The 9,220-nt window shown below is 70.0% G+C and carries 5 protein-coding genes; 4 read left to right on the forward strand and 1 reads right to left on the reverse strand.

What is annotated here, in order from left to right; translation table 11 throughout:
* Nucleotides 1-43: 43 nt before the first annotated feature.
* Both ABZ192_RS40220 and ABZ192_RS40225 read left to right on the forward strand, forming a co-directional pair.
* Complete coding sequence (locus ABZ192_RS40220; RefSeq protein ID WP_356929417.1) at nt 44-1,912, forward strand: APC family permease; 1,869 nt, start codon at nt 44-46, stop codon at nt 1,910-1,912.
* Nucleotides 1,913-2,020: 108 nt separating this feature from the next.
* Nucleotides 2,021-3,859 (forward strand): putative nucleotidyltransferase substrate binding domain-containing protein, encoded by a 1,839-nt coding sequence (locus ABZ192_RS40225; RefSeq protein WP_356929418.1) that lies wholly within the window; start codon nt 2,021-2,023, stop codon nt 3,857-3,859.
* Nucleotides 3,860-4,097: 238 nt separating this feature from the next.
* Here the strand turns inward: ABZ192_RS40225 and ABZ192_RS40230 are convergent, their stop codons facing one another.
* Nucleotides 4,098-5,021 carry a LysR family transcriptional regulator gene (locus ABZ192_RS40230; RefSeq protein WP_356929419.1) on the reverse strand — a complete coding sequence of 308 codons (924 nt, stop codon included), beginning with the start codon at nt 5,019-5,021 and terminating at the stop codon, nt 4,098-4,100.
* 150 nt (nt 5,022-5,171) lie between these two features.
* Here ABZ192_RS40230 and ABZ192_RS40235 point away from each other — a divergent pair, with 150 nt between their 5' ends.
* Nucleotides 5,172-8,066 carry an FAD-linked oxidase C-terminal domain-containing protein gene (locus tag ABZ192_RS40235; RefSeq protein ID WP_356929420.1) on the forward strand — a complete coding sequence of 965 codons (2,895 nt, stop codon included), beginning with the start codon at nt 5,172-5,174 and terminating at the stop codon, nt 8,064-8,066.
* Nucleotides 8,059-9,204: a Glu/Leu/Phe/Val dehydrogenase dimerization domain-containing protein gene (locus ABZ192_RS40240; RefSeq protein ID WP_356929421.1), complete on the forward strand. Its 1,146-nt coding sequence runs from the start codon at nt 8,059-8,061 to the stop codon at nt 9,202-9,204. Before ABZ192_RS40235 ends, ABZ192_RS40240 begins: the two co-directional genes overlap by 8 nt.
* Nucleotides 9,205-9,220: the final 16 nt, after the last annotated feature.

Below are 9,220 nucleotides of genomic sequence, written 5' to 3' on the forward strand. Positions count from 1 at the left end.
GTCGACAAGGCAATCGACTCGCGCAATGGACAAAGGAGTCATCGTGAGAGACACACAGCCACCGATGCCGGTCGAGGGTGCGTACGAGGCCAGTGATGCGCACCTGAAGAAGCAGATCAGCCTCGTCGGGCTGATCGCCCTGGCCGTGAGCGTCCAGATCGGGTCCGGCTGGCTGCTAGCGACGCTCGCCGCCGCCAGCATCGCCGGGCCGGCCTCGATCATCACCTGGGTTCTCGGCGCGGTCTTCTTCGCCGTCATCGGTGTCACCTGGATGGAACTCGGCACGATGATGCCGAGGTCGGGCGCCGGAGTCCGCTACCCGCGGCTCACGCACGGCGCCTTCCTCTCCTTCTTCAACGGCTGGGGTTATCTGATAGCCACGCTGGCGCTGCCGGTGATAGAGGTGCAGGCGGTCATCACCTACGTCGGCGGCCACTGGCCCGAACTGGGCTGGCTCACCGAGAGCGGCGGCACGATGGTGCTGTCGTGGCCGACGGGCATCTTCGTCGGGTTCGGCCTGCTGTTCGTGTTCTTCTTCCTCAACTCGATGGGCGCCAAGCTGCTCAGCGAGTCGAACAAGTGGGTCACGGTGTGGAAGCTCGTCATCCCGATCGTGACCGCCGTGCTGATGTTCACGGCCTTCTCGTCGGCCAACTTCACGATCGGCGGCGGCTTCGCGCCGCAGGGGTCCGGCGCGATCTTCGGGGCCCTGGCGAGCGGTGGCATCGTGTTCGCCTACTCGGGACTGCGGCAGATCCTCGACTTCGGCGGTGAGGCGGTCAACCCGCAGCGCAACATCCCGATCGCGATGATCGTCGGCGGCCTGCTCATTCCACTCGTGATCTACGTCGTGCTGCAGGTCGGCTTCCTCGGGGCCCTCAACTGGAACGACGCGGGAGTCGCCCCCGGCGACTGGACCGGCCTGATGGCCGGCGACTGGGCGTCCTCCCCGCTGCTCAACGCCGTCACGGCAGCCGGCTTCGCCTGGTTCGCGACGATTCTGCTGACTGACGCGGCGCTCTCACCGGCGGCGACCGGCTGGGTGTGGCTGGGCATCGGCGCTCGCTCGGTGTACTCGATGTCGGTCAACGGTGAGCTGCCCAAGGGCGCGCAGAAGATCAACAAGTACGGCACGCCGATCGTCGGACTCCTGGTGTGCACGGTGCTCGGCTTCTTCTTTTTCTTCCCGGCGCCGAGCTGGTACTCGTTCGTCTCCCAGGTGTCGGTCGCGCTCACGCTGTCCTACGTCATGGGAGGCCCGGTGATGATGGTTCTCCGGCGCACCGCACCTGACATGCACCGCCCGGTCCGCGTCAAGTGGGCGTACTTCTGGGCGATCGCGGGTTTCGTCGCGAGCCTGATGCTCATCTACTTCGCGGGTTGGGTCTCCCTGATCAACCTGTTCACGATCGTGTTCCTCGCCCTGCCGGTCTACGGCGCGTACAACAGCGTGCAGCACGGCTGGAGCAAGGCCGTGGGCAGCTGGGTGGTGTCCGGGGTGTTCAGCGTCGCCTGGATCTTCATCGCGGTCGGTGGTGGCTGGCTGTTCAACCGTGATCAGAAGCAGGCCGCCGACGGGTGGAGCTTCCCCGTGTACTTCACCGCGATGACCGTGGCCGTCGCCGCCTTCCTGGCCGGGCTCTACGCCGTGAGCACGGCCGAGGGCCGGCGACATGTGCGCAGCGGCCTCTGGATCGTCGGCACCTTCCTCGCGATGCTGCTCGTTTCGTACCTCGGCGAGTACGGCCCGATGGAGAGTCCCGCGATCGACGGTCCGACCGACCTGATCGTGATGGCCCTCATCGCCGCCGGCAGCTTCGTCTGGGCGGTGCGATCGGGCGGCCCGACGGAGGAACTCAGCCATGTTCTGGCCCATCAGCGGGCGGAGCAGGAGGCCGCCGCCATGGCGTGAACGGCGTCGCTCCCGATCAGCACTCCCCGTCGGTGAGGCGGCCCCGCGATCCCGTGGGGCCGCCCGGTCGTCGATCTCCCGTCGCCCGTTCGTTCCGAGGAGCCCACGATGAATCCCGCCCATCCGGTCGATGTCCGCTCGCTGGTGGAGTTCCTGAGACTCTGCCCGCCGCTCGACACCCTCGACACGGAGCGCCTCGCCCGTGCGGCCGAGCGTGCCACGGTGACGTCCTACGGCACGGGCGAAGTGATCATCGACGCCTTCGCCCGGCCCGAGCGCGGTCTCCACGTCGTGTGGCACGGCCGGGTCTCCGTCTGGACGAACCCCGACCGCATCCGGGAGCTGCCCGCCTACCACCTCGGCCCGACCGAGATGTTCGGGTACGTGGCGACCCTGCTCGGTGAGGCGGTGGGCCCGCGCGTCGAGGCGTCCGGGGAGACCGTCGTCGTACGCCTCGACCCCGACCTGGTCGATCCGGTGTTCGCGACGCGTCACGGTGCCCAACTGCTCGCGCGGGAAGTCGACATGAGCCGTCGGATGATGGCGCACGGATCGATCCCGACCTACACCCTCGTCGACGACCTGATCGGGACGCCGCCCCTGCTGGTCGAACCGACCACGTCCATCGCGCAGGCGGCGGCCCGGATGGAGGAAACGGGGCTGCCCTATGTCGCCGTCCGGCAGGAGAACGGCGGCCACAGCATCCTCACCGATGCCGGTATCCGGCGTGCGGTGGCCTCGGCGTCGCCGGTCACCGAAGCGGTGAGCACCGTGATGCAGGTCGACGCACCGTCGATCCGGCTGGGCGCCTCCGCCGCCGAGGCCCTCATCACCGTGCTGGAGTCCGACGGCGACGTCGTGCTCGTCACCGACCGTGCCGGCCAGCTCCGGGGCGCCGTCGCCGCACGCGACTTCGTCGTCTCGTCGACCACTGCCGGAGCCTCGCTGCACGAGCAGATCCACCGGGCCGAAACGGTCGACGACCTGAAGGACCGCTACCGAAGCGTGCCGGGCATGCTGACCGGCCTCATGGCCAAGGGACTGGCTCCGAGCCGTATCATCACCGTCCACTCGGCCATCATCGACGCCGCGGTACGACGGACCATCGAGCTCATCTCGGAGCAGTATCCGCATCTGCGGCCCGACGCGTTCACCTGGCTCTCGTTGGGCAGCAACGGGCGTCGGGAGGCCCTGCTGTCGTCGGACCTCGACGCGGCGGCATCCTTCGACAACGCTCTCGACGCTGCAGAGATCGCCAAGTACCAGCCCATGTTCCTGAAGGTCGCCGAAGTGCTGGAGCAGGCCGGCCTCTCGCACGACCGACACGGGGTCAGCCCGGTGAACCCGAAGTTCGCCCGGACCCACGGGGACTGGGCCCGTGCGGGCCGGGAGTGGATCACCGCACCCGAAGCCGGCGACGCCGTCATCATGACCTGCCTGCTCATCGACGGCCGGCCAATCCACGGCGATCGCGGACTGCCCGAAGTCGCCCGGGTCTTCGGAGACCTCCGGATGCATCCGCGAACGATGTCCATGCTGCTGGCGGCATCGATCGCGCAGAGCAGCCGCCCGGCCCCGTGGCGCAGGAAGAAGGTCGATCTGAAGGCCCAGTTCCTCGTTCCGATCGCCAACATCGCGCGCTGGGCCGCCCTGAGCGTGGGCTCGACGGCGCTGCCGACGGACCAGCGGCTTCTGGCAGCCGGCGGATCCGCCATGCTCAGCGAGTCCGACGCCGTCGCACTCGCCGATGCCTTCGACGCCGTTCAGGGCATCAGACTCGCGTGGCAGATGGAGCAGACGACGGCCGGCCGGACTCCGACCGACGTCGTCCGTCTGGAACGCGTCCCGCCGGTCGACCGTGCGATCCTCGCGGAGGCGACCCGCGTGGTCACCAACAGCCAGCGCCGCATGGGCAACATGGCACGGTTTGCCATGCCAGAGTCCTGACGGCACCCACGGAACTCTGGGTCCACCGGGCGCAGACCGGTCCGAGTGCGAGCGAGCGACCCGTCCTCGCTCAAGGTCCCCCCCTTCCCGGGGCTCCGCGCTGCTCGCCGGCCTGTCCGGGGCGGCCGTCGGCGGTGCATCCCAGCGGTCCGCCTGGAGGTGCATCCGGAGAATTCGGGCCGGGTTGACACCGCGGCGATGCCGGGCGTGGCCGGCGAGCCACGTCCGCCGCTGCCGGCTACCCCGCCTGTTCGTCCTGGGCCGGGTGAACAAACGGTTCCGCGACCGGCGCCGCACTGCGCAGGGAGCGGATGGCCGTGCCGAGCAGCGGGTTGCTGTTCTCGCTGCGGTGCAGAACCATCACGCGGCGGAAGGCCGAGCGCTGCGGAAGCCGTGTCGCCTCCACCGCCTCGCTGGGCGAATGAGCGAGCCCCGGCACGACGGCCACGCCGAGACCGGCGGACACCAACTCCCGTACGACGTCGTAGTTGTTGCTGCGAAAGGCGACCGCGGCCTCGAAGCCGGCCGTCGCGCACAGCCGGGTGAGTGAAAGGTCACCGGCGGTGCCCTCCCTGCTGGTGATCCAGCGGGCCTGCGACAGCCCGGCCAGGCGTGCGCTCAGGCCGCTGTCGCGGGCCCTGAGCAGGACGAGGTCCTCGCGTACGAGATGGTGGAGGGCCAGACCGTCCGGCCACTGCCGGGGGCTGAGCCCGTACTCGTAGACCAGCGCCACATCGAGATCGCCGTCATTCACCGCGGCGACGAGTTCCTCCGGCTCGCCCTCCTCCAACTGGACCTGCGCCCGTGGGTGGGCTGCCGTCAGAGCCGACAGCGCCGGCGGTATGAGCCGGACACCAGCCGTGGCGAAGCTGCCCAGTCTCAGTCGGCCGGTGGCACCGGTGGCGAGCTGGTGCACCTGGTGGCCGAGGTCGTCCATGGCGGCGAGCACCGGCACGCTGAACTCGACCAGGCGGTGGGCTGCCGCGGTCGGTCGGATGCCGTGCGCCTCCCGCTCGAAGAGCACCAGCCCCGTGTCCTTCTCCAGGGCCGAGATCTGCTGGGAGATCGCGGAAGCGGTGTAGCCGAGATCGCGGGCCGCGAGGGCGAACGAGCCGGTGCGTACGACGGTCCTCAAGGTGAGCAGATGCTGCGGTCTGAGCAAGAGACTCCTTCTGCCGGACATCGAGTCACAGCATAAGCATTGCTTGCCCTGCATGGCTCTTTTTGTCGTGCTGCTGGGTCTTGTGGGAGGGGCGTGCCGGCACAGATCGTGGCTCTCGCGAGGTAGCCGAGTGAGAGGGAGCGAACCGCGGTGATAGCGACAGCGCAGGGCCAGGAACGACTCGACGCGGCTGCCGTGACCGAGGCGCTCACCCGAGGCGACTGCGGCGAGGTGCACGGTGACGCGGGACGCCGGGCCCAGTACTCGGCCGACGCCTCCAACTACCGTCGGACACCGCTGGCCGTGGTCTTCCCCCGCGAGCGCCGGCACGTGCTCAACACGCTCGCCGTCTGCCGCCGCCTGGGCGTTCCGATCACCTCGCGCGGCGCGGGCACCAGCACCTCCGGCCAGGCCGTCGGTTCCGGCGTGGTCATGGACTTCTCCCGCCACTTCAACCGCCTGCTCGCACTGGACCCCGACGCGCGAACGGCGACGGTACAGCCCGGCATCGTCCTGGACGAACTGCAGAAGGCCGCCGGTGAACACGGCCTGCTCTTCGGCGCGGACCCCTCCACCCACAGCCGCTGCACCCTCGGCGGAATGATCGGCAACAACGCCTGCGGCTCGCACTCCCTCGCCTGGGGACGCACCGCGGAGAACGTGCTGGAACTCGAAGTGGTCACCTACCGCGGCACGGTACTGAGGCTCGGCGAGATGACCCGGGCAGAGATCGACGAGGCCGTGGCCGCCGACGACGAACGCGGCGAACTCATCGCGGCCCTGCACGAGTTGACCGAGCGAAACCTGGCGACCCTGCGGACGAAACTGGGCCGGTTCCCCCGGCAGGTCTCGGGCTACGCGCTCGAACACCTTTTGCCGGAGAGGCGTTTCAACCTCGCCCGGGCCCTGGTCGGCAGCGAGGGCACCTTGGCCGTCGTCCTCTCCGCCACCGTCCGGCTCGTGGCGCCCCCTCCCGCCCGGGCTCTCGTCGTGCTCGGCTACCCCGACGCCGTCGCCGCGGCCGACGCCGTCCCCGCCCTCCTCAAGCACCAGCTGCTGGCGCTGGAAGGGCTCGACCGGTCCCTGACCGACATCGTCACCCGGCCGGAGACACGTCGGACGATCGACACCCTGCCCCGCACCCAGGCGTGGCTGTTCGCCGAGCTGGGCGGGCAGGAGGACGAACTGCCCCGGCTGGCCGAGGAACTCGTGGCGGCAGCGGGGTGCGGCGGCCACGAGATCGTCACCGATCCCGTACGGGCCCGGCAGCTGTGGCGGATCAGGGAGGACGGGGCCGGTCTGGCCACCCGCCTGCCCGACTCCTCCGAGGCATGGCCCGGCTGGGAGGACGCGGCCGTCCCACCGGACCGGCTCGGCTCCTACCTACGGCAGTTCACCGAACTCCTCGCCCGCCACGGGCTTCAGGGCGCCGTCTACGGCCACTTCGGCGAGGGCTGCCTCCATGTCCGTATCGACTTCGACTTCACCACCGAACACGGCACCGCCGTATTCCGCGCCTTCCTGACCGAAGCCGCCGAACTCGTCGCGGCCCACGACGGCTCCCTCTCGGGCGAGCACGGCGACGGACAGGCCCGTTCCGAGCTGCTGCCCCTGATGTACGGCCCCGACGTCATCGCCCTGTTCGAGCAGTTCAAGAGCGCCTGGGACCCTGACAACGGCCTGAACCCGGGGATGATCGTCGACCCGCTGCCCATCGACGGCAACCTCCGCATCAGCCCCCACCGCACCCCCCTTCCCCTGGCCACGGTCTTCCCCTTCCACGCCGACGACGGCGACTTCGCCAAGGCCACCCGCCGCTGCGTCGGCGTCGGCAAATGCCGAACGGCCACCCTGAGCGGCGGCGTCATGTGCCCCAGCTACCGCGTCACCCGGGACGAGAAGGACTCCACCCGCGGCCGTGCCCGCCTGCTGTACGAGATGACGCAGGGCGAGGTCATCACCGACGGCTGGCGGTCGTCCGAGGTGCGGGACGCGCTCGATCTGTGTCTGTCGTGCAAGGGGTGCAGCGCCGACTGCCCGGTCGGCGTGGACCTGGCGACGTACAAGTCGGAGTTCCTGCACCACCATTACAAGGGACGCCTCAGGCCCGCCTCCCACTACTCCATGGGCTGGCTGCCCCTGCTGTCCCGGCTCGCCGCCCGTATGCCCCGGCTGGTCAACGCGCTCACCGCCTCCCGCCTCGCACCGGCGATCAAGCGACTGGGCGGCATCGCCGCCGAACGCGACGTCCCCCGCTTCGCCGACCGCACCTTCCTGACCTGGTTCCGCGAGCGCACCCCGGAGGGCGACGGACACCGAGGCCCGGCCGTGCTGTGGGTGGACTCCTTCAACAACCACTTCACGCCCGACGTCCTCAAGGCCGGTGTGACGGTTCTGGAAGACGCCGGATACCGGGTCCAGGTCCCGGACGGCACCCAGTGCTGCGGCCTCACCTGGATCACCACCGGACAACTCGGCATCGCCCGGCGTATCGCCCGCCGTACCACCAGAGCGCTCGCTCCGGCCGTACGCGCGGGCATTCCGGTCGTGGGCCTCGAACCGAGCTGTACCGCGGCGTTGACATCCGATCTGCCGGAACTCCTGGACGGCGACACCGACGCGCGTGCGCTCGCCAGGTCCACCCTCACCCTCGCCGAACTCCTCGTCCACCAGACCCCGGGCTGGCAGCCCCCGCGTCTCGACGCCCGCTCCCTCAGCCAGACCCACTGCCATCAGCACGCCACCAGCGGCTTCACGGCCGACAGTGCGCTGCTGGCGGCGATGGGTGTCGACAACAGCGTGCTGAATTCCGGCTGTTGCGGCCTGGCGGGGAACTTCGGCTTCGAACGCGGCCACTACGACGTGTCCGTCGCGGCGGGCGAACAGGCCCTGCTGCCCGCCGTGCGTGCCGCCGGACCGGACACGGTCGTCCTGGCCGACGGCTTCAGCTGCCGCACCCAGATCAGCCAGCAAACCGACCGCGGCGGCACCCACCTCGCCCAACTCATCGCCCGCGCCCTACAGGAGGAACACACCCGTGACTGACGCACTCTCCCTCGTCGACGACTGGGGCCCCGAGAAGATCGTCGTCGTCTCCCACCGGCGCACCGGCATGAAGGGCGTCCTGGTCATCGACAACACGGCCCGCGGAGTCGGCAAGGGCGGCACCCGTATGAGCCCCACGGTCTCCGTCGGCGAAGTGGCCCGGCTGGCCCGCGTCATGACCTGGAAATGGGCGAGCGTCGACCTCTTCTACGGCGGCGCGAAGGCCGGCGTCGTAGCGGACCCGGCCTCGCCCGACAAGGAGGCGATCCTGCGCGCCTTCGCCCGCGCGCTGTCCAACGAGGTGCCCCGCGAGTACGTCATGGGCCTCGACATGGGGCTGACCGAGGACGACGCGGCGATCATCCAGGACGAACTCGGCGACCGCGGCGCGGCCGTCGGCACCCCGGACCACCTCGGCGGAGTCGCCTACGACAAGCTCGGCGTCACGGGATTCGGAGTCGCCGAGGCCGCCGACGCGGCCGCCCAGTACCTCCAACTCCCCCTGAACGGCGCCAGGGTCGCCCTCCAGGGATTCGGAGCCGTCGGCCTCGCCGCTGCCCTCCGGTTCGCCGAACTCGGCGCCACCGTCGTCGCCGTGTCCACCGCGAGGGGTGCCCTCCACGACCCCTCCGGACTGGACGTGCGTGGCCTGCAGGCGGCGAGGGAGGAGCACGGCGACGACTTCGTCACCCGCCACCGTCAGGGGACCCACATACCGCCTGGCCAGGAACTCGCCGTCGACTGCGACGTGCTCGTCCCGGCGGCGCTGCAGGACGTCATCGACGACGCCACCGCACACCGGATCAAGGCCAGGCTGGTGGTGGAAGGCGCCAACCTGCCCACCTCGCCCCTGGCACAGTCCATCCTCGCGGAACGCGGAATCGCCGTGCTGCCCGACTTCGTCGCCAACGCCGGCGGCGTCGTCGCCGCCGCCTTCGCCATGGACGCCCGCTACTCCGGCTTCCGGCCCGAAACCCCCACCATCTTCGAGACGATCTCCAAGCGGCTGCGCGCCAACGCCGTCACCGTTCTCGAAGAAGCCCGGCGCTGCGCTACCACGCCGCACATCGCAGGCCGCGGTCTGGCCGAGGAACGCGTCCGTGCCGCCATGCGCAGCAAGGGCCGACTGCCCGCCTGATCCAAGGACCGCTCGG

Source organism: Streptomyces sp. NPDC006235 (genome assembly GCF_040613735.1).
Classification (GTDB): domain Bacteria; phylum Actinomycetota; class Actinomycetes; order Streptomycetales; family Streptomycetaceae; genus Streptomyces.